17 protein-coding genes are annotated in these 19,010 nt (G+C 61.5%); 12 read left to right on the plus strand and 5 right to left on the minus strand.

From position 1 onward, the window contains the following. Positions 1-14: 14 nt before the first annotated feature. Both C4J88_RS02720 and C4J88_RS02725 read left to right on the plus strand, forming a co-directional pair. A complete protein-coding gene (locus tag C4J88_RS02720; protein ID WP_124406155.1) occupies positions 15-2,501 on the plus strand; it encodes a circularly permuted type 2 ATP-grasp protein in 2,487 nt (828 codons plus the stop codon). Further along, positions 2,501-3,391 carry a transglutaminase family protein gene (locus C4J88_RS02725; protein WP_124406156.1) on the plus strand — a complete coding sequence of 297 codons (891 nt, stop codon included), beginning with the start codon at positions 2,501-2,503 and terminating at the stop codon, positions 3,389-3,391. Before C4J88_RS02720 ends, C4J88_RS02725 begins: the two co-directional genes overlap by 1 nt. Positions 3,392-3,506: 115 nt before the next feature. Here C4J88_RS02725 and C4J88_RS02730 read toward each other — a convergent pair whose 3' ends face one another. Further along, positions 3,507-3,689, minus strand: coding sequence for a hypothetical protein (locus C4J88_RS02730; RefSeq protein WP_057724239.1), 183 nt, complete (start codon positions 3,687-3,689; stop codon positions 3,507-3,509). 89 nt (positions 3,690-3,778) lie between these two features. After that, on the minus strand, positions 3,779-3,952 hold the full coding sequence (locus tag C4J88_RS27345; RefSeq protein WP_164487707.1) for a hypothetical protein: 174 nt from the start codon (positions 3,950-3,952) through the stop codon (positions 3,779-3,781). Positions 3,953-4,021: 69 nt separating this feature from the next. Between C4J88_RS27345 and azu the strand changes: the two genes are divergently transcribed. After that, positions 4,022-4,468, plus strand: a complete 447-nt coding sequence (azu, locus tag C4J88_RS02740; protein ID WP_124406157.1) for an azurin — start codon at positions 4,022-4,024, stop codon at positions 4,466-4,468. Positions 4,469-4,593: 125 nt separating this feature from the next. Here the strand turns inward: azu and nadE are convergent, their stop codons facing one another. The 3 genes from nadE to C4J88_RS02755 all read right to left on the minus strand — a co-directional run bounded on the left by nadE (position 4,594) and on the right by C4J88_RS02755 (position 7,693). Further along, the gene (gene nadE, locus C4J88_RS02745) at positions 4,594-5,421 is read right to left on the minus strand and encodes an ammonia-dependent NAD(+) synthetase (RefSeq protein WP_124402907.1); all 828 of its coding nucleotides are present in this window, start codon (positions 5,419-5,421) and stop codon (positions 4,594-4,596) included. A gap of 3 nt (positions 5,422-5,424) precedes the next feature. Next, positions 5,425-6,639 (minus strand): nicotinate phosphoribosyltransferase, encoded by a 1,215-nt coding sequence (gene pncB, locus C4J88_RS02750; RefSeq protein WP_124361042.1) that lies wholly within the window; start codon positions 6,637-6,639, stop codon positions 5,425-5,427. Positions 6,640-6,805: 166 nt separating this feature from the next. Continuing rightward, positions 6,806-7,693 (minus strand): LysR family transcriptional regulator, encoded by an 888-nt coding sequence (locus C4J88_RS02755; RefSeq protein WP_124406158.1) that lies wholly within the window; start codon positions 7,691-7,693, stop codon positions 6,806-6,808. Positions 7,694-7,847: 154 nt separating this feature from the next. On the opposite strand from C4J88_RS02755, the gene C4J88_RS02760 reads away from it, so the two are divergent. The 9 genes from C4J88_RS02760 to C4J88_RS02805 all read left to right on the plus strand — a co-directional run bounded on the left by C4J88_RS02760 (position 7,848) and on the right by C4J88_RS02805 (position 18,902). Then, a complete protein-coding gene (locus tag C4J88_RS02760) occupies positions 7,848-9,338 on the plus strand; it encodes an aldehyde dehydrogenase family protein (protein WP_124406159.1) in 1,491 nt (496 codons plus the stop codon). Positions 9,339-9,493: 155 nt separating this feature from the next. After that, positions 9,494-10,777 carry an FAD-binding oxidoreductase gene (locus C4J88_RS02765; RefSeq protein ID WP_124406160.1) on the plus strand — a complete coding sequence of 428 codons (1,284 nt, stop codon included), beginning with the start codon at positions 9,494-9,496 and terminating at the stop codon, positions 10,775-10,777. Between the two features lie 374 nt (positions 10,778-11,151). Continuing rightward, positions 11,152-12,288, plus strand: coding sequence for a branched-chain amino acid ABC transporter substrate-binding protein (locus C4J88_RS02770; protein WP_124361046.1), 1,137 nt, complete (start codon positions 11,152-11,154; stop codon positions 12,286-12,288). Positions 12,289-12,493: 205 nt separating this feature from the next. Continuing rightward, positions 12,494-13,408: a branched-chain amino acid ABC transporter permease gene (locus C4J88_RS02775; protein WP_048727385.1), complete on the plus strand. Its 915-nt coding sequence runs from the start codon at positions 12,494-12,496 to the stop codon at positions 13,406-13,408. Between the two features lie 2 nt (positions 13,409-13,410). Further along, positions 13,411-14,688, plus strand: coding sequence for a high-affinity branched-chain amino acid ABC transporter permease LivM (gene livM / locus C4J88_RS02780; protein ID WP_124361047.1), 1,278 nt, complete (start codon positions 13,411-13,413; stop codon positions 14,686-14,688). Further along, on the plus strand, positions 14,685-15,560 hold the full coding sequence (locus tag C4J88_RS02785; RefSeq protein WP_124361048.1) for an ABC transporter ATP-binding protein: 876 nt from the start codon (positions 14,685-14,687) through the stop codon (positions 15,558-15,560). Before livM ends, C4J88_RS02785 begins: the two co-directional genes overlap by 4 nt. Next, positions 15,557-16,273 carry an ABC transporter ATP-binding protein gene (locus C4J88_RS02790; protein ID WP_124361049.1) on the plus strand — a complete coding sequence of 239 codons (717 nt, stop codon included), beginning with the start codon at positions 15,557-15,559 and terminating at the stop codon, positions 16,271-16,273. The genes C4J88_RS02785 and C4J88_RS02790 overlap by 4 nt, the downstream gene beginning before the upstream one ends. A 772-nt stretch (positions 16,274-17,045) precedes the next feature. Continuing rightward, positions 17,046-17,810 (plus strand): SDR family oxidoreductase, encoded by a 765-nt coding sequence (locus C4J88_RS02800; protein ID WP_124365649.1) that lies wholly within the window; start codon positions 17,046-17,048, stop codon positions 17,808-17,810. Between the two features lie 186 nt (positions 17,811-17,996). Continuing rightward, entirely contained in the window at positions 17,997-18,902 is a 906-nt protein-coding gene (locus tag C4J88_RS02805) for a cation diffusion facilitator family transporter (protein WP_124406161.1), read from the plus strand. Positions 18,903-19,010: the final 108 nt, after the last annotated feature.

A 19,010-nucleotide genomic window follows, 5' to 3' on the forward strand; every position in this document is an offset into this window, starting at 1 on the left:
CTGCCGAGCGTTCCATGTCCGATTTGCTCGACCGTTACCCCCTGACCCCAGGCACCTATCACGAACTGCTGGATGACAGCGGCGCAGTGCGGGCCCATTGGCAGCGCCTGCTCGACCACCTGCAACGCAGCACGCCGGCCCAACTGGCCCAGCGCCAGGCATTGCTGACCCGGCAGATTCAGGAAAACGGCGTGACCTACAACGTCTACGCCGACCCCAAGGGCGCCGATCGTCCGTGGGAACTGGACCTGTTGCCCCATGTGCTGGCTGCTGATGAGTGGCAGCACCTGTCGGCCGGTATCGCCCAGCGGGCGCGTCTGCTCAATGCCGTCCTCGCCGACCTCTATGGCCCGCAGCGCCTGATCAAAGAAGGCCTGCTGCCCGCCGAGCTGGTCTTTGGCCACAACAACTTTCTCTGGCCGTGCCAGGGCATCCAGCCGCCGGACGGGACCTTTCTGCACCTGTTCGCCGTGGACCTGGCCCGCACGCCGGATGGTCGCTGGTGGGTGACCGCCGACCGAACCCAAGCCCCGTCGGGCGCCGGCTACGCCCTGGAAAACCGTACTATCGTGTCCCGCGCCTTCCCGGATCTGTACCGTGACCTGCAGGTGCAACACCTCACCGGTTTCTTCCGCACCCTCCAGGACACCTTGGCCCGCCAGGCGCCCGGCGATGACCAGCCGCCGCTGATCGTGCTGCTCACGCCGGGGCGCTTCAACGAAAGCTATTTCGAGCATCTCTACCTCGCCCGTCAGCTCGGTTACCCGCTGGTGGAAGGCGGCGACCTCACCGTGCGCGACAGCACGGTGTTCCTCAAAACCCTCAGTGGCCTGCGCCGCGTCAACGCGATCATGCGTCGCCTGGACGACGACTTTTGCGACCCCCTGGAGCTGCGCACCGATTCGGCCCTCGGCGTACCCGGCCTGCTCGATGCCGTGCGACAAGGCAATGTGCTGGTGGCCAATGCCCTGGGCAGTGGCGTGCTGGAGTCGCCGGGGCTGCTCGGTTTCCTGCCGAAGATCAACGAGTTTTTATTTGGTGAACAACTGATCCTGCCGTCCATCGCCACCTGGTGGTGCGGTGAGGCGCCGGTGCTGGCCGAGGCGCTGGAAAAGCTGCCGCAGTTGCTGATCAAACCGGCATTCCCCTCGCAGAGTTTCGCCCCGGTATTCGGGCGCGACCTGAATGCCGAACAACGCCAGGCCCTGGCCGAACGCATGCGCGCGCGGCCCTACGCCTACGTCGCCCAGGAGTTGGCGCAGCTGTCCCAGGCGCCGGTGTGGCACACCGTGGATGACCACTTGCAACACCGCGCCATCGGCATGCGCGTGTACGCCGTGGCCAGTGACGACGGCTACCGCGTACTGCCCGGCGGCTTGACCCGCGTGGCCGCCGACGCCGACGCCGAAGTGGTGTCGATGCAGCGCGGCGGTGCGAGCAAGGACACCTGGGTACTCGGCGAGCGTGCCCCCGGTGGCGAGCAATGGCGCGCCCAGCGCGCGATCGGCGCACACGACCTGGTGCGCCGCGATCCGTATCTGCCGTCACGCGTGGTAGAAAACCTGTTCTGGTTTGGGCGTTATTGCGAGCGCTGTGATGACAGCGCGCGCTGGCTGCGTATCGTGCTGGCGCGCTATGTCGACGGCGACGATCCGTTGGCGCTGCAGGCGGCGGTGGAGCTGGGTGAGAGCCTGCGATTGTTGCCGGATGAAGGGGCGCTTCCCGAACGCTTGCTGGCCGCGTTGCTCGGCGATGATTGGCCGTCGAGCCTGCGCGCCAATCTGCAGCGCTTGCAGTGGGCGGCGTCCCAGGTGCGCGGCAAGTTGTCCCGGGAAAACTGGCAGGCCCTGGTGGAACTGCAACGCGAAGCCATGGAGCTAGAGAGCGAAACCCCAGACTTCGGTCAACTGCTGGATTTCCTCAACCGCCTGGTGATGTCCCTGGCGGCGCTGTCGGGGTTTGCCCTGGACGATATGACCCGCGATGAAGGCTGGCGCTTCTTGATGATGGGGCGGCGTATCGAGCGCCTGCAGTTTCTCAGCAGCAGCCTTGCCGCGTTCCTGCGCGGTGTGGCGGTATTCGATCAGGCGGGGTTGGAGTGGTTGCTGGAGCTGGGCAACAGCAGCATCACCTACCGCTCGCGTTACCTGGCAGTGCCGCAACTGATTCCGGTGCTCGACCTGCTGTTGCTCGACGAGCAGAACCCCCATGCGGTGCTGTTCCAGCTGAAACTGGTGAGCCGTACCCTGCGGCGCTTGAACGATGATTTCGGCGTGCCACGGGAAACCGGCCTGGGGCCGTTGGTGGAGCAGTTGGCGCGCTTTGACCTGGGGTGCCTGGAGAACCCGCTGTTCGGCGAAGCCAGCGTGCGCGCCGCGTTGGACGGCCTGGCCGACCTGCTGCAAGCGGTGGCCGATGAGAGCGGGCAAGTGTCGGATCGCCTGGCCTTGCGTCACTTTGCCCATGTGGATGATGTCAGCCAGCAAACGGTGTCGGTGTGATGAGTGCGCGCTATCAGATTTTCCATGACACCCATTATCACTATGACAGCCCGGTGTCCCTGGCCCAGCAGCTGGCGCATTTATGGCCGCGGCCCTGTGCGTGGCAGCGCTGCACCTGGCAAACCCTGGATATCAGCCCGCAGCCTTCTTCACGCCGCGATGAACTGGACGTGTTCGGCAACCCGATCACGCGCGTGGCGTTCGAGCGGCCCCATGATGAACTGCTGGTCAATGCCGGGCTGACCGTGGAAGTGCTGGCGCGACCCGCGTTGGACTTCCGGCAATCGCCGCCGTGGGACCGCACCCGTGACAGCCTCACCTACAGCAGCCAACCGCTGTCGCTGGAGGTGATCGAAGCCTGCCGCTACCGCTTCGAATCGCCTTACGTGCATCTGAAAAAAACCTTCGTCGAGTTCTCCGAAAGCTGCTTCCCGCCTGGCGCGCCCTTGTTGATAGGCGTGCAGGCATTGATGCACAAGATCTTCAGCGAATTCACCTTTGATGCCGAAGCCACGCAAGTTGCCACGCCGCTGGTGGAAGTGCTGGAGCGCCGTCGCGGCGTGTGCCAGGACTTCGCCCACCTGATGCTCGCCTGCCTGCGTTCGCGGGGGCTGGCGGCACGCTATATCAGCGGCTACCTGCTGACCCAGCCACCGCCCGGCCAGCCACGGCTGATCGGCGCCGATGCGTCGCATGCATGGGTGTCGGTGTTCTGCCCGGAGTCGGGCTGGGTAGACTTCGATCCAACGAATAATGTGCAGCCGGCGCTGGAGCACATCACCCTGGCGTGGGGCCGGGATTTTTCCGATGTGTCGCCGTTGCGAGGGGTGATCCTGGGAGGAGGGAGCCATGACCCGGAGGTGCGGGTGACGGTGATGCCGCTGATGTAACGGGATCGTTCCCACGCTCTGCGTGGGAACGCCTGCGGTGAAGCTCAGCGTCACTGTGCGCCGGGACGCGAAACGTCCAAGGCTGCATTCCCACGCAGAGCGTGGGAACGATCAATTATTCAGCCGGGTCTTTCGGGGTTTCAGTCTCGTCTGCTGCCACTTCACCTTCCGCATCCGGGTTCAGTGCACCTGCTTCTTCATCTGCAGCGGCTTTCTTGCGTTGCAGCTTTTCCTCTTTCTTCTGTTCCTTGGCCAAGTCTCTCTGACGTTTGGCGAAGGAGTAATTAGGTTTGGCCATGGGCGATCCTCTAGGGTACGAAGGTGAGGGTGGGCGGCGCGCGGCTGCCTTGGGTGGCTATGGTAGCAGCTTAGCAGCGCGCTTGGCCTTCACTTACCGCTGGCGTAGGCGGCCAGCAGGCTGTTGAACAGTTGATTGAGATGCATGGCTCGGGCTCCAAGGGTGATGGGCCGATCATATTCAGTGGCTGCGAGGTTGGCTTGTAGATTGTGTTGATCAGTCTGATAGCCTAAAGTTGTATACAATCTGTTGATGCAGATCATAAGAACTCACGCCTGATTGAGGCACCCTTGTCGCAATACGCGTTATTCAACCCTGCCTTGGAGATTCACATGTTCGCCAAACTCGTTGCTGTTTCCCTGCTGACTCTGGCTAGCGGCCAGTTGCTTGCCGCAGAGTGCAAGGTCACTGTCGACTCCACCGACCAGATGTCGTTCAACACCAAAGAAATCACTATCGACAAGAGCTGCAAGCAGTTCACCGTTGAGCTGACTCACTCCGGCAGCCTGCCGAAAAACGTCATGGGTCATAACTGGGTGCTGACCACCAAGGCCGACATGCCTGGCGTTGCCGCCGACGGCATGGCCGCCGGTATTGACAAGGACTACCTGAAAGCAGGTGACGACCGCATCATCGCCCACACCAAAATCATTGGTGCAGGCGAGAAAGATTCGGTGACCTTCGATGTGTCCAAACTGGCCGCAGGTACGGATTACGCGTTTTTCTGCTCGTTCCCGGGCCACATCTCGATGATGAAAGGTACTGTGGTCGTCAAATAAGACCGCGTTATCGTTCATCGGGGGCAAGCCCCCTCCCACATTTGAATGTATTCACAAATCAAAGTGTGGGGGGGGCTTGCCCCCGATGGCATTCTGACAATCAACGCAAAACTCTCTGCCTCACCTCAAGGCGCAAATGGCATCACGCGCTTGTGCTCAGTCTTGCGATACGTCTCGCAGATAATCCTGAACGCCTCCTCACGCACCGGCTCACCGTGCAGGAACGCATCGATCTCGGCATAGGTCACGCCATGTGACGCTTCGTCCGGCTTGCCCGGCGACAGGTCTTCCAGGTCGGCCGTCGGCACTTTCTCCACCAACGACTCCGGCGCGCCGAAATGTCGCGCAATCGCCCGTACCTGGTTTTTCACCAGCCCGCTCAGCGGCGCCAAGTCGCAGGCGCCGTCACCGAACTTGGTGAAAAAGCCCATCACCGCTTCCGCCGCATGGTCGGTACCGATCACCAGCCCACCGGCCGCGCCTGCGATGGTGTACTGCGCGACCATACGCATGCGCGCCTTGGTGTTGCCCAGCACGAAGTCGCGGGAGGCCACCGGTTTGCCCTCGAACGCCGCCACTTCATTGGCCAGGGCTTTGACCGCCGGGCCGATGTTGACGGTGTGGCGCTCGTCCGGCTCGATGAAGTCCACCGATGCCTGGGCTTCGTGTTCGTCGAACTGGGTTTCGTAGGGCAGGCGCACGGCGATAAACCGAAAGGCCTCGTCGCCGCTGCTGGCGCGCAGTTCCTGCACGGCGCGCTGAGCCAAGAGGCCTGCGGTCAGGGAGTCGACACCGCCACTGATGCCCAGTACCAACGACTTGAGCCCGGAATTGCGCAGGCAGTCCTGGATAAAAGCCACGCGCCTGGCGACTTCTGCCTCAAGGGCGGCCTGGTCTTTGAACGGCGCTTGCACCTTGAGCTGCTGCGCAATCTCACGCTGTACGGCTTGCATGATTCACTCCTTGCTGGATAGGGCAGGTACTTTGAAAACGTGACGCAAATAGGCGACGAAATTGGGGTCGGTGCAGTGGGTCTTGCCCGCTTCATCGGAAATCTTCGCGACGGGCTGGCCATTGCAGGCGGTCATTTTAAGCACGATGCTCATCGGTTCCACCCCTGGAATATCACAGGTCAGGTTGGTGCCGATGCCAAAGCTCACATTGATCCGACCGCGCAGCGCACGGAAAATCTCCAGGGCCTTGGGCAGCGTCAGGCTGTCGGAGAACACCAGGGTCTTGCTCATCGGCTCGATGCCGAGCTTGTGATAGTGGGCGATGGCTTTTTCCGCCCACTGCACCGGGTCGCCGGAGTCGTGGCGCAGGCCATCGAACAGCTTGGCGAAGTACAAATCGAAGTCGCCGAGGAACGCGTCGGTGGTGATGCAGTCGGTCAGGGCGATGCCCAGCAGGCCACGGTACTCGCGGACCCAGCAATCGAGGGCGGCGATCTGGCTGTCGATCAGGCGCGGGCCGAGTTGTTGGTGGGCCATGATCCACTCATGGGCCATGGTGCCCAACGGCTTCATATCGAACTCGCGGGCCAGGTGCACGTTGCTGGTGCCGACAAAACGCCCGGGGAAGTCGTGCTTGAGCACGCTGACCACTTCCTCCTGCACCCGGTACGAGAAGCGCCGACGCGTGCCGAAGTCGGCCACTTGCAACTCGGACAGCTCATCGCTGCTGGCGTTGGCGGTCAGCCAGTCGAACTTGCGGTACAGCTGCTCGCGGGCCTGTTCCAGGATCACGGTCTGGTAGCGGTAGCGGTTACGCACTTCGCTGACGATGGCCAGCATCGGCACTTCAAACAGGATCACATGCAGCCACGGCCCGCGCAGGCGGATAAACAGCTCGCCGTTCTCGATACCGGTCTGCACGTAGCGCAGGTTGAAGCGGAACAGCCCGAGAAAACGCAAGAAATCCGGCTTCATGAAGCTGATGCGCTCCAGGAAACCCAATTGGTCCGGGCTCAGGCTCAGCTCGGCGAGGCGCTCGATCTGGTAGCGGATCTCCGCCAGGTAAGGGCGCAGGTCTTCGCTGTTGCGGCAACGGAACTCCCATTCAACTTCCACGTTCGGGTAGTTGTGCAGCACCGCCTGCATCATGGTCAGCTTGTAGAAGTCGGTGTCGAGCAGGTTCTGCACGATGCGATCGGCAAACACACTCTCGCTCATAACGGGAATCTCCAGACGGGTCGGCGAGGGGCGCCGGCCTTTACGCTCAATTGAGGAAGGGGGCTAGTGGCGCATAGACCTGTGGGGTTTTGCCAGTGATTTTTTTGGTGTGGCTACTGGCCTCATCGGGGGCAAGCCCCCTCCCACATTGAAATGCATTCCAGAATCAGACCTGCTCCAGCATCCATTTCACAAATTCGCGCACCTTGGGCACCTCCGCCGAATGCTCCGGATATGAGAGGTAATACGCATCCTGGCTCGGCATTGCATGCTGCCAGGGAATCACCAGCTTGCCGTCGGCCAGTTCCTCTTCCACCAGAAAGCGCGGCAACAGCGCCACGCCGCAGCCGACTTGCGCTGCGCGAATGCACATATAGAAGGTGTCAAAGCGCGGCCCGTGATAACTGTGCTCGGTGTGGAAACCCTGGCTGGCGAACCAGTCATGCCAGCCTTGGGGGCGTGAGGCGTTTTGCAGCAGCACCAGCTCGCTCAGTTGGGTGGGGTCGGTGAACGGCGCTGCCGGCAGGCTCTCCGGGGCGCATACGGGGATGAGTTCTTCGCTGAACAGCTTCAAGCTTTCGGTGCCGGGGCGTGAACCCTGGCCGAAGTAGAACGCCATGTCGGCCTTGCCTTGCAGCAGTTCGTCCGGTTCCTGTTCGTTGCACAGGTCCAAATGAATCTGCGGGTGGCGCAGGCCCCAGCCCTTGAGGCGCGGCACCAGCCAGCGCGCCCCGAAGGTGTAGGGCGTGGACACGCGCAGTACTTCGGTTTCGCCGCCGTAGGAACGCAGGTAGTGGGTAGACATCTCCACTTGGGTGAGAATCTTGCGCACCTCTACCAGGTACAGATCGCCCGCCGGGGTCATCTGCAAGCGGCGCCGCACCCGGCGAAACAGCAGGTGTTGCAGCAACTCTTCCAGCTGCGCCACCTGTTTGCTCACCGCGCTTTGGGTGAGGTTCAGTTCCTCGGCGGCGCGGGTAAAGCTCAGGTGGCGGGTGGCGGCTTCGAAACACTGCAGGGCGGTGATCGAAGGCAAATGTCTTTTGTTCAGCACGGCATGCCTCTTTTTATTCTTTGCATGAATAAACGGAATGATATCTCGCCTAATCGTCGTTTGTTGGCAAGTCTTGGGCCAGCTACAAATGAGGCCTGGATCGCCGCGCCGGTTGCGGCGCACATTTTTCTGCTTTTGTTTGAAGGAGTGACCCATGGTTGCCGCATTGCTTGACCGTCTAGGGGTAAACCCGGCGCTGTACCAGGCGGGTACCCAGCCCGTGCATTCGCCGATCGATGGCAGCCGTATCGGCAGTGTGCACTGGGAAGGCGCCGCCGAGGTGGAGCAGCAGGTCAGTCGCGCCGAGCATGCATTCGACGCTTGGCGCAAAGTGCCGGCCCCGCGTCGCGGCGAGCTGGTGCGTCAGTTGGGCGACATGTTGCGCCAATACAAGGCCGACCTTGGCGAGCTGGTATCCTGGGAAGCCGGCAAGATCACCCAGGAAGGCCTGGGGGAAGTGCAGGAAATGATCGATATCTGCGACTTCGCCGTCGGCTTGTCACGCCAACTCTACGGCTTGACCATCGCCTCCGAGCGCCCCGGCCACCATATGCGTGAAACCTGGCACCCACTGGGCGTGGTCGGCGTGATCAGCGCGTTCAACTTCCCGGTGGCCGTGTGGGCGTGGAACACCACGCTGGCGCTGGTGTGCGGCAATGCGGTGATCTGGAAGCCGTCGGAAAAGACCCCGCTCACCGCGCTGGCCTGCCAGGCGCTGTTCGAACGGGTGTTGAAGAATTTCAAGGATGCACCGCAGTATCTCAGCCAAGTGATTATCGGCGGCCGCGATGCCGGCGCCGCGCTGGTGGATGACCCGCGTGTGGCGCTTATCAGCGCCACCGGCAGCACGCGCATGGGCCGCGAAGTGGCGCCGAAAGTCGCCGCGCGCTTTGCCCGCAGCATCCTCGAACTGGGCGGCAACAATGCGATGATCCTCAGCCCCAGCGCTGACCTGGACATGGCCGTGCGCGCCATTTTGTTCAGTGCGGTCGGCACCGCCGGCCAGCGGTGCACCACCCTGCGCCGGCTGATCGCCCATGAGTCGGTCAAGGCCGACATCGTCACCCGCCTCAAGGCCGCCTACGCCAAGGTGCGCATCGGCCACCCGCTGGAAGGCAACCTGATCGGTCCGCTGATCGACAAGCACGGCTTCGACAACATGCAGGACGCCCTGGAGCAAGCTCTGAGCGAGGGCGGCAAGGTGTTCGGCGGCAAGCGCCAGCTCGAAGACCAGTTCCCCAACGCCTACTACGTGTCGCCGGCGATTGTGGAAATGCCCGAGCAGAGCGACGTGGTGTGCACCGAGACCTTCGCGCCGATTCTGTATGTGATCGGCTACACCGACTTCGCCGAGGCCCTGCGCCTGAACAACGCGGTGCCACAAGGCTTGTCGTCATGCATCTTCACCACCGATGTGCGCGAAGCCGAGCAGTTCATGTCGGCGGTGGGCAGTGACTGCGGGATTGCCAACGTCAACATCGGCCCGAGTGGCGCGGAAATCGGTGGTGCGTTTGGCGGTGAGAAGGAGACGGGCGGCGGGCGTGAGTCGGGCTCGGATGCGTGGCGCGGGTATATGCGGCGCCAGACCAATACCGTGAACTACTCGCTGGAGTTGCCATTAGCTCAAGGCATTACATTCGACTAAAGCCGCAGTGATGATGATCGTTCCCACGCTCCGCGTGGGACTGCATCCTGTGACGCTCCGCGTCACGACGTTAAAGCGGACGCGGAGCGTCCAGGGCTAAATTCCCACGCAGAGCGTGGGAACGATCGGTGGTGGGTCCATCCCGGAGTCTGGCAATGCCTTTACGCGAAACATGTTTGTGGGAACACCTCACCCCGAGCCGGCCGGATCGCGCTGCGCTCAAAGGCGAAATCAAGGTGGATGTGTGCGTGATCGGTGCCGGCATCACCGGTTTGTCGGCGGCCATTCACTTGCTGGAACAGGGTAAAAGCGTCGCGGTGCTGGAGGCTCACCGCACCGGCCATGGCGGTTCGGGGCGCAACGTCGGGCTGGTCAACGCCGGCATGTGGATCCCGCCGGACGAGATCGAAGCCGGTTTCGGCGAAGCCGTGGGCAGTCAGCTCAACCGCATGTTGGGCGCCGCGCCGTCGCTGGTGTTCGGCCTGATCGACAAATACGCCATCGATTGCCAACTGCGCCGCGAGGGCACTTTGCACATGGCGCACAACGCTCGTGGCGAGGCGGACTTGCGCAGCCGTGAAGCGCAATGGAAGCGCCGCGGTGCGCCGGTCGAGTTGCTGACCGGGCAGGCGTGCGAGCAGGCCACCGGCACCACGAAAATAGCCGCCGCGTTATTGGATCGACGCGCCGGCACCTTGAACCCGATGGCCTACACCAGCGGCCTGGCGAATGCGGCGGCCGGGTTGGGCGGGCAGTTATTCGATCATTCCCCGGTCACCCAGCTTGAGCGCCAGGGTGCAGACTGGCTGGTGCAGACCGCCCAGGGTGCGGTGCGGGCCGCACAGGTGGTGATCGCTTCCAATGCCTACACCGAAGGCGAATGGACCGAGTTGCGCCGCAATTTCTTCCCCGGTTATTACTATCAGGTGGCGTCGGCACCGCTCACCGACGACGCTGCCTCACGCATCCTGCCGGGTGGCCAGGGTTCATGGGACACGCGCCAGGTGCTGAGCAGCATCCGCCGCGATGCCGATGGCCGCCTGTTGCTCGGCAGCCTGGGCAACGGCAACCAGAAGCCGGCCTGGTTCCTCAAAGCGTGGGCCGATCGGGTGCAGCAGCACTACTTCCCGTATCTCAAGTCGGTGCAGTGGGAATACACCTGGACCGGCTGCATCGCCTTTACGCCCGATCACCTGATGCGTTTGTTCGAGCCGGCGCCTGGGCTGGTGGCGGTCACCGGCTATAACGGGCGTGGAGTGACCACCGGCAGCGTGGTCGGTAAAGCGTTTGCCGACTATTTGTGTCACCAGAATCCCCAGGCGCTGCCGATTCCCTTTACACCGATGCAGCCGCTGGCGGGCGCAGGCCTGCGCAGTTGCCTGTATGAAGCGGGATTCTCGCTGTATCACGCCGGGCAATGCCTGCGGATCGTGATCTGATCCGCGAAATAGCGCGCGGAAGCCGGCATTTTCTTAGCCGGCTACCCATCTGTATTGGTGCAAGTCGTAGCAATCGCGCACTGTAAATGTGCAGTTCCGTTACGCAGCTGGTTACAAGTAGTGGAGCTGTTGTTTATCCCTCCGGTTGCAGGTGCCACCGTTCGGGGTTGTACTTTTTTGGTGTGCCGGTTGCACCTGTCGGAGCTAGACGGTTGCACGTCCTGGCGAAAGGACTCGAAACGCCAGCAATAACAATGACACCGTGTCTTTTTGAAGAATAAAAAAGTAATGGCACGCGGCTTGCTCTGAGCTTTCAGTGAAAAGTTTGAATGCAAGTTGTCGTGCCAAAAATCAAAAATATCGGAGCACCACTCATGTCCCAGACGTTTTACAAGAAAGGTTTTCTGGCCCTCGCCGTTGCAGCGGCGCTGGGTGTTTCTACGTTTGTTCAAGCTGATGTGAAAATTGGCGTGGCAGGCCCGATGACGGGTGCCAACGCCGCTTTCGGTGAGCAGTACATGAAGGGTGCCCAGGCGGCAGCCGATGAGGTCAACAAGGCGGGTGGCGTCAACGGCGAAAAGATCGTGCTGGTGGCCGGCGATGACGCCTGCGAGCCGAAACAAGCGGTGGCCGTGGCCAACCGCCTGGCCGACCAGGACAAAGTGATCGGCGTGGTCGGACACTTCTGCTCCTCCAACACCATCCCGGCCTCCGAGGTGTATGACGAAGCGGGCATCATCGCAATCACCCCCGGCTCCACCAACCCACAGGTGACCGAGCGCGGCCTGGGCGCCATGTTCCGCATGTGCGGGCGAGACGACCAGCAAGGCATCGTCGCCGGCGACTACATCGTCGACGTGCTCAAGGGCAAGAAAGTCGCGGTCATCAACGACAAGGACACCTACGGCAAGGGCCTGGCCGACGCCACCGCTGCCCAGTTGACCAAGCGCGGCGTGAAGCCGGTGCTGGAAGAAGGCCTGACCCGTGGCGAGAAAGACTTCAGCGCCCTCGTCACCAAGATCCGCTCCCTGGGCGCCGACGTCGTGTACTTCGGCGGCCTGCACCCGGAAGCCGGCCCGCTGGTTCGCCAGATCCGTGAAGCCGGTTTGAAAGACGTCAAGTTCATGTCCGACGACGGCATCGTGACCGACGAACTGGTGGCGACCGCCGGTGGTGCGCAGTACGTGGACGGCGTCTACATGACCTTCGGCGCCGACCCGCGCCTGCTGCCGGACAGCAAGGCGGTGGTCGAGCAGTTCCGTAAAAACGGCACCGAGCCCGAAGGCTACACCCTGTACGCCTACGCCTCGATCCAGGCCCTGGCCGCCGGCTTCAACGGCGCCAAGTCGAACAAGGGCGAGGACGCAGCCAAGTGGCTGAAGGCTCACCCGGTTAAAACCGTCATGGGCGAAAAGGCCTGGGATACCAAGGGCGACCTGAAAATCTCCGACTATGTGGTTTACCAGTGGGACAAAGACGGTAAATACCACCAGCTGGAAAAGCAGAAGTAAGCCGAACTGAATGCGGCACCTCTGTAGGAGCGAGCTTGCTCGCGAAAAACCCGAGAGCGACGCGGGCATTCAGGATGCCCGCGTCATCGTTGACGTTCTTCGCGAGCAAGCTCGCTCCTACAGGGGATGTTGCCAAGCCTCTGTTTTCCTCCAGAAGCGCCGCACACCCACCGGTGTGCAGGTGCTCACCGCGTGAGATTGCGTTATGGATGGTATTTTCCTGCAGCAACTGGTCAACGGCCTGACCCTCGGGTCGGTCTATGGCCTGATCGCCATCGGCTACACAATGGTCTATGGCATCATTGGCATGATCAACTTCGCCCACGGCGAGGTTTATATGATTTCCGCTTACCTCGCGGCGATCAGTCTGGCACTGCTGGCTTACTTCGGCATCGAATCCTTCCCGCTGCTCATTCTCGGCACTCTGGTCTTCACCGTCGTCGTCACCGGCGTGTACGGTTGGGTCATCGAACGTGTCGCCTACAAACCGCTGCGTAACTCCACCCGACTGGCTCCGCTGATCAGCGCCATCGGTATCTCGCTGATCCTGCAGAACTACGCGCAGATCGCCCAGGGCGCCAAGCAACAAGGCATTCCCACCCTGCTGGCCGGCGCCTGGCGCGTCGATATCGGCACCGGGTTCGTGCAACTCACCTACACCAAAGTGTTCATCCTCGTGGCGGCCTTCGCCGGCATGGCGTTGCTTACCTACATCATCAAATACACCAAGCTCGGCCGCATGTGCCGCGCCACCCAGCAAGACCGCAAGATGGCCTCGATCCTGGGCATCAACACCGACCGCGTGATCTCCTACGTATTCGTCATCGGCGCCGCCATGGCCGCCCTGGCCGGCGTGCTGATCACCCTCAATTACGGCACCTTCGACTTCTATGCCGGCTTCATCATCGGCATCAAGGCGTTTACCGCAGCGGTACTCGGCGGCATCGGCTCCCTGCCTGGGGCGATGCTGGGCGGGATCATCCTCGGTATCTCCGAGTCGCTGTTCTCGGGGTTGATCAACTCCGACTACAAAGACGTGTTCAGTTTCTCCCTGCTGGTGGTGATTCTGATTTTCCGTCCCCAGGGCCTGCTTGGTCGCCCACTTGTGGCGAAGGTGTAAACATGTCTGCTGCCAAATCTATCGATATCAAGAAAAGTGTGGTCGATACGGTCCTCGCCGGGCTGATTTCGCTGATCGTGTTCGGCCCGATCGTCGGCGTGGTGCTCGACGGCTACAGCTTCAACCTGGAACCGGCGCGCGTGGCCACGTTGGTCGCCATCGTGATGGCCGGGCGCTTTGCCCTCAGCCTGTTCCTGCAAACCCCCAAGGGCGTGAAGATCCTGCAGGGTTTCGAAAGCAGCGGCTCCGGCGTGCACGTGCGGGCGCCGGACTACAAGTCGCGGCTGCGCTGGATCATTCCGGCGCTGATCGTGATCGCCATCGTGTTTCCGATCTTTGCCAACAAGTACCTGCTGACCGTGGTGATCCTCGGGCTGATCTACGTATTGCTCGGCCTGGGCCTGAACATCGTGGTGGGCCTGGCCGGTCTGCTCGACCTGGGTTATGTGGCGTTCTACGCCATCGGCGCCTACGGCCTGGCGCTGGGTTACCAATATCTCGGCCTGGGCTTCTGGACGGTGCTGCCGCTGGCCGCCATTGCGGCGGCGTTGGCGGGGTGCATACTCGGCTTTCCGGTATTGCGAATGCATGGTGACTACCTGGCCATCGTGACCCTGGGCTTCGGTGAAATCATTCGCCTGGTGCTCAACAACTGGCTGTCGTTCACCGGTGGCCCGAACGGCATGCCGGTGCCTTCGCCGACCTTCCTCGGCCTGGAGTTCGGCAAGCGTGCCAAGGACGGCGGCATCCCGTTCCACGAGTTCTTCGGCATCGATTACAACCCCAATATCAAGTTCATGTTCATCTACATCGTGCTGTTCCTGGTGGTTCTGGCCGTGCTGTACATCAAGCATCGCCTGACCCGCATGCCGGTCGGGCGTGCCTGGGAAGCCCTGCGCGAAGATGAAATCGCCTGTCGCTCCATGGGCCTGAACCACGTACTGGTCAAGCTCTCGGCGTTCACCATCGGCGCCTCCACGGCCGGCTTGGCCGGGGTGTTCTTTGCCAGCTACCAGGGCTTCGTCAACCCGTCGTCGTTTACCTTCTTCGAGTCGGCGTTGATCCTGGCCATCGTGGTCTTGGGCGGCATGGGCTCGACGGTCGGTGTGGTGATCGCGGCGTTCGTGTTGACCGTTGCGCCGGAACTGCTGCGCAGCTTCTCTGAATACCGCGTGCTGCTGTTTGGCGTGTTGATGGTGGTGATGATGATCTGGCGACCGCGCGGCTTGATCCGCATCAGCCGTACCGGTGTGACACCACGTAAAGGAGTGGCGCCATGAGCAAGGAAGTCGTCCTTTCCGTTGAACACCTAATGATGCACTTCGGTGGCATCAAGGCCTTGAGCGATGTGAGCCTCAAGGTGAAGCGCAACTCGATCTTTGCCCTGATCGGCCCCAACGGCGCCGGCAAGACCACCGTGTTCAACTGCCTCACCGGTTTCTACAAGGCCAGTGGCGGCAAGATCGAACTCAACGTGCGTGGCAAGCAGACCAATGTGATCCAGTTATTGGGTGAGCGCTTCCAGGCCACCGATTTCGTCTCGCCGAAAAGCTTTTTCAGCCGGGTGTACTACAAGATGTTCGGCGGCACCCATTTGGTGAACCGCGCGGGCCTGGCGCGGACCTTCCAGAACATTCGCCTGTTCAAGGAAATGTCGGTGCTGGAAAACCTGCTGGTGGCCCAGCACATGTGGGTCAACCGCAACATGCTCGCCGGTATCCTCAACACCAAGGGCTACCGCAAGGCCGAAAGCGATGCCCTCGACCACGCCTTCTACTGGCTGGAAGTGGTCGACCTGGTGGACTGCGCCAACCGCCTCGCCGGCGAGCTTTCCTACGGCCAGCAGCGCCGCCTGGAAATCGCCCGCGCGATGTGCACGCGGCCGCAGATCATCTGCCTGGATGAACCGGCAGCGGGCCTCAACCCTCAGGAAACCGAAGCCCTCAGCGCGATGATTCGCCTGCTGCGCGACGAACACGACCTCACAGTGGTGCTGATCGAACACGACATGGGCATGGTGATGAGTATTTCCGACCACATCGTGGTGCTGGACCACGGCAACGTGATCGCCGAAGGCGGGCCGGACGCAATCCGCAACGACCCGAAAGTGATCGCCGCCTACCTGGGCGCAGACGAAGAGGAACTCGTATGAACGGGCCTATCCTCGAAATGAAGGACCTGGACGTGTTCTACGGCCCGATCCAGGCCCTGAAAAAAGTCTCGCTGTACATCAACGAAGGCGAAACCGTCAGCCTGATCGGCTCCAATGGCGCGGGCAAATCCACGCTGCTGATGTCGATCTTCGGCCAGCCACGGGCCGAGTCGGGGCAGATTCTCTACAACGGCGTGGACATTACCCACAAGTCGTCCCACTACATCGCCTCCAACGGCATCGCGCAATCGCCGGAAGGGCGGCGGGTATTCCCCGACATGACCGTCGAGGAAAACCTGCTGATGGGCACCATCCCCATTGGCGACAAGTTCGCGCAGGAAGACATGCAGCGCATGTTCGAGCTGTTTCCACGGCTCAAGGAGCGGCGTAACCAGCGCGCGATGACCATGTCCGGTGGCGAGCAGCAAATGCTCGCCATCGCCCGCGCGCTGATGAGCCGGCCCAAGCTGTTGCTGCTCGATGAGCCCAGCCTGGGCCTGGCGCCGATCGTGGTGAAGCAGATCTTTTCCACCCTGCGCGAGCTGGCCTCCACCGGGATGACCATCTTCCTGGTGGAGCAGAACGCCAACCACGCCCTGCGCTTGTCGGACCGCGCCTATGTGATGGTCAACGGCGAGATTCGCCTGACCGGTACGGGCAAGGAACTGCTGGTGAATGAGGAAGTGCGCAACGCCTACCTGGGCGGGCACTGACTGCGCGGTACCCTGTGGGAGGGGGCTTGCTCCCGATAGCGGAGTGTCAGTTTCAGATGTGCTGACTGACAAAACGCTATCGGGAGCAAGCCCCCTCCCACATTGTTTTGTGTGATCCACAAGGCCTGCGCCAAATTGTGGAAAACAAATTCAGCTCCCCTCCAAAGCGCGACATATAGCCGCCGCAAATCCCTGTTTTGTCACAGTTTTGACTTGTCCCCATCCGCTGTGGAACCGGCTGTGGGTAAGGTGGGAGTAGCTGGCTGCAGGCCTCTGAAACCGTGGCTTGCAGCGGTGTGGTTAGTATTTGATCAGCCACTTTTTCGCGACCCTTCGAGGGGTTTGTCAACCTGTTTAAAGACACAGGTATATGACCGTTGCATGTCACTCCTGCCTGTGGATAAGTCTGTGACTAAACTCTGGAAAGACTGCCGCAGAGGCCGGAATGACTGGCCTGGAGCCATCGTCTAGATGTTCACCGGGGAAAACGCCTACATACGCCTCTGTCCAGGTCAAGCAAAAAACTTTCTAAAAGCTCCTGCAGGCCTTGTATCACGCGGCTCAAGGCGATTTGCACTTGCCCCCAAAGACTGTGGGCGCAGTTGTGGATAACCTGCGCGTATGTGGCTGCAGGCCCTGATCTGCATAGCTCTGCCCGGCGTGGTTAAAAAGTGATCAGGCGAGTAGGAAGATGCGCGCGTAGCGGTTGCCGCGAGGGCAGCGTAAGGGCATTCTGCTGGCAACTTTTCCCGTTGCCCGCAAGGAGACCACCATGTCCGACACGCTGTTTATTACTGGCGCCACTTCAGGTTTCGGTGAAGCCTGTGCCCGCCGTTTTGCCGACGCCGGCTGGAAACTGGTGCTCACCGGCCGGCGTGCCGAGCGCTTGAATGCGCTGGTCGAAGAGCTCTCCAAGCAGACCGAAGTGCATGGCCTGGTGGTGGACGTGCGGGATCGCAAAGGCATGGAAGACGCCATTGCCAACCTGCCGCCCTCGTTCGCCACGTTGCGCGGGCTGATCAACAACGCCGGCCTGGCCGTGGGCACCGACCCTGCGCCCAAGTGCAACCTCGACGATTGGGAAACCATGGTCGACACCAATATCAAAGGGCTGCTGACCACCACCAACCTGCTGCTGCCGCGCCTGATCGCCCATGGCCGTGGCGCCGGGATCATCAACCTGGGTTCCATCGCCGGTAACTACCCTTATCCGGGCAGCCATGTGTATGGCGGGTCCAAGGCGTTCGTGAAGCAGTTCTCGCTGAACCTGCGCTGCGATCTGCAAGGCACCGGTGTGCGGGTGACCAACATCGAGCCGGGCTTGTGCGAGAGCGAATTTTCCCTGGTGCGTTTCGGCGGTGATCAGGCGCGTTATGACGCGACCTACGCGGGCGCCGAGCCGATCCAGCCGCAGGATATTGCCGACACGATCTTCTGGGTGCTGAATACGCCGGCGCACGTGAATATCAACCGCTTGGAGCTGATGCCGGTGAGCCAGACCTGGGCTGGGTTTGCGATTGAGCGTGGGGCCAAGTAAGGCTCAACTGATTGTTCCCACGCTCCGCGTGGGAATACCGCCGGGGACGCTCTGCGTCGCGCTTTGCTGGTGACGCAGAGCGTCACACCATGCATTCCCACGCAGAGCGTGGGAACGATCAAAGGTACACTCCGCTCCTGAAAACCCTCCGCACTGTGCGGTTTAAAGGTTTTGACGGGAGGAAATGTGAGTAACCGAGGTGAGCAGGCACTGCTCAAACAATCGACCATCCTGATGTTCGCAGTTGCGATCGCCGGGATTGTCACGGGTGTGATATCCGGCGCCCAATCCATTCTGTTCGACGGCTTTTTCTCGCTGATCGCCACCGCCATCAAGGTGTTGATGCTGATCACGGCCAAGCTGATCGCCAAGAAAAGCAACGAGCGTTTCCAGTTCGGCTACTGGCACCTGGAGCCCATGGTGCTGTTGATCGAAGGCAGCTTTCTGCTGTTGATCGCCATCTATGCGTTTCTCAACGGCGTGTTCGGCATCATCAACGGCGGGCGCGAGATCGAGTTGGGGCTGGTGATCATTTATGCGGCGGTGTTTACCGTGGTGGAGTTCGCCTACTTCTTCTATGTGCGCTACCGCAATCGCACGCTGAAATCCTCGCTGATCCAGTTCGACAACATCAGTTGGCTGGTGGACGCGATGCTGTCGGTAGGCCTGTTGATCAGCTTTCTGGCGGCACTGCTGCTCAAGTCCCAGGGGTATGGCGAATGGGCGGTGTATGTCGACCCGCTGATCCTGATCCTGTTGGCCCTGAGCATGCTGGCACCGGCGTTCAAGATCCTGCGCCCGGCGTTGCGTGAGGTGCTGGGGATCGCCCCGGATCACCTGGACGACACCGTGCGCGAAGTGATGGACGCGGCCAAGGCCAGGCATGGTTTCGATGACTACGTGTCCTATGTGCAAAAGCACGGGCGGGCGCGGTTCATCGAAATCCATGTGGTGTTGCCGGCGGATTACCCGGTGGATAACGTCGCGACCCTCGACGGACTGCGCGAGGAGATATCCACAGGGCTCGGCACGCCGGATGCGGCTCGTTGGCTGACGATCAGTTTTACGGGGGATCGCAAGTGGATTGCGTGAAGTCAGTTAGACCGAGGTGAGGCCATCGGGGGCAAGCCCCCTCCCACATTTGAATGCATTCACAAATCAAAGTGTGGGAGGGGGCTTGCCCCCGATGAGGCCCTGAAG

The organism is Pseudomonas sp. R4-39-08, assembly GCF_003852275.1.
In the GTDB taxonomy this organism is placed as follows: domain Bacteria; phylum Pseudomonadota; class Gammaproteobacteria; order Pseudomonadales; family Pseudomonadaceae; genus Aquipseudomonas.

Excerpts from the sequence above, each read along its gene's own strand:
- C4J88_RS02720 (WP_124406155.1), top strand. The coding sequence starts at position 15 with ATGTCCGATTTGCTCGACCGTTACCCCCTGACCCCAGGCACCTATCAC.
- C4J88_RS02725 (WP_124406156.1), top strand. The coding sequence starts at position 2,501 with ATGAGTGCGCGCTATCAGATTTTCCATGACACCCATTATCACTATGAC.
- C4J88_RS02730 (WP_057724239.1), bottom strand. The coding sequence starts at position 3,689 with ATGGCCAAACCTAATTACTCCTTCGCCAAACGTCAGAGAGACTTGGCC.
- C4J88_RS27345 (WP_164487707.1), bottom strand. The coding sequence starts at position 3,952 with ATGATCTGCATCAACAGATTGTATACAACTTTAGGCTATCAGACTGAT.
- azu (WP_124406157.1), top strand. The coding sequence starts at position 4,022 with ATGTTCGCCAAACTCGTTGCTGTTTCCCTGCTGACTCTGGCTAGCGGC.
- nadE (WP_124402907.1), bottom strand. The coding sequence starts at position 5,421 with ATGCAAGCCGTACAGCGTGAGATTGCGCAGCAGCTCAAGGTGCAAGCG.
- pncB (WP_124361042.1), bottom strand. The coding sequence starts at position 6,639 with ATGAGCGAGAGTGTGTTTGCCGATCGCATCGTGCAGAACCTGCTCGAC.
- C4J88_RS02760 (WP_124406159.1), top strand. The coding sequence starts at position 7,848 with ATGGTTGCCGCATTGCTTGACCGTCTAGGGGTAAACCCGGCGCTGTAC.
- C4J88_RS02765 (WP_124406160.1), top strand. The coding sequence starts at position 9,494 with ATGCCTTTACGCGAAACATGTTTGTGGGAACACCTCACCCCGAGCCGG.
- C4J88_RS02770 (WP_124361046.1), top strand. The coding sequence starts at position 11,152 with ATGTCCCAGACGTTTTACAAGAAAGGTTTTCTGGCCCTCGCCGTTGCA.
- C4J88_RS02775 (WP_048727385.1), top strand. The coding sequence starts at position 12,494 with ATGGATGGTATTTTCCTGCAGCAACTGGTCAACGGCCTGACCCTCGGG.
- livM (WP_124361047.1), top strand. The coding sequence starts at position 13,411 with ATGTCTGCTGCCAAATCTATCGATATCAAGAAAAGTGTGGTCGATACG.
- C4J88_RS02785 (WP_124361048.1), top strand. The coding sequence starts at position 14,685 with ATGAGCAAGGAAGTCGTCCTTTCCGTTGAACACCTAATGATGCACTTC.
- C4J88_RS02790 (WP_124361049.1), top strand. The coding sequence starts at position 15,557 with ATGAACGGGCCTATCCTCGAAATGAAGGACCTGGACGTGTTCTACGGC.
- C4J88_RS02800 (WP_124365649.1), top strand. The coding sequence starts at position 17,046 with ATGTCCGACACGCTGTTTATTACTGGCGCCACTTCAGGTTTCGGTGAA.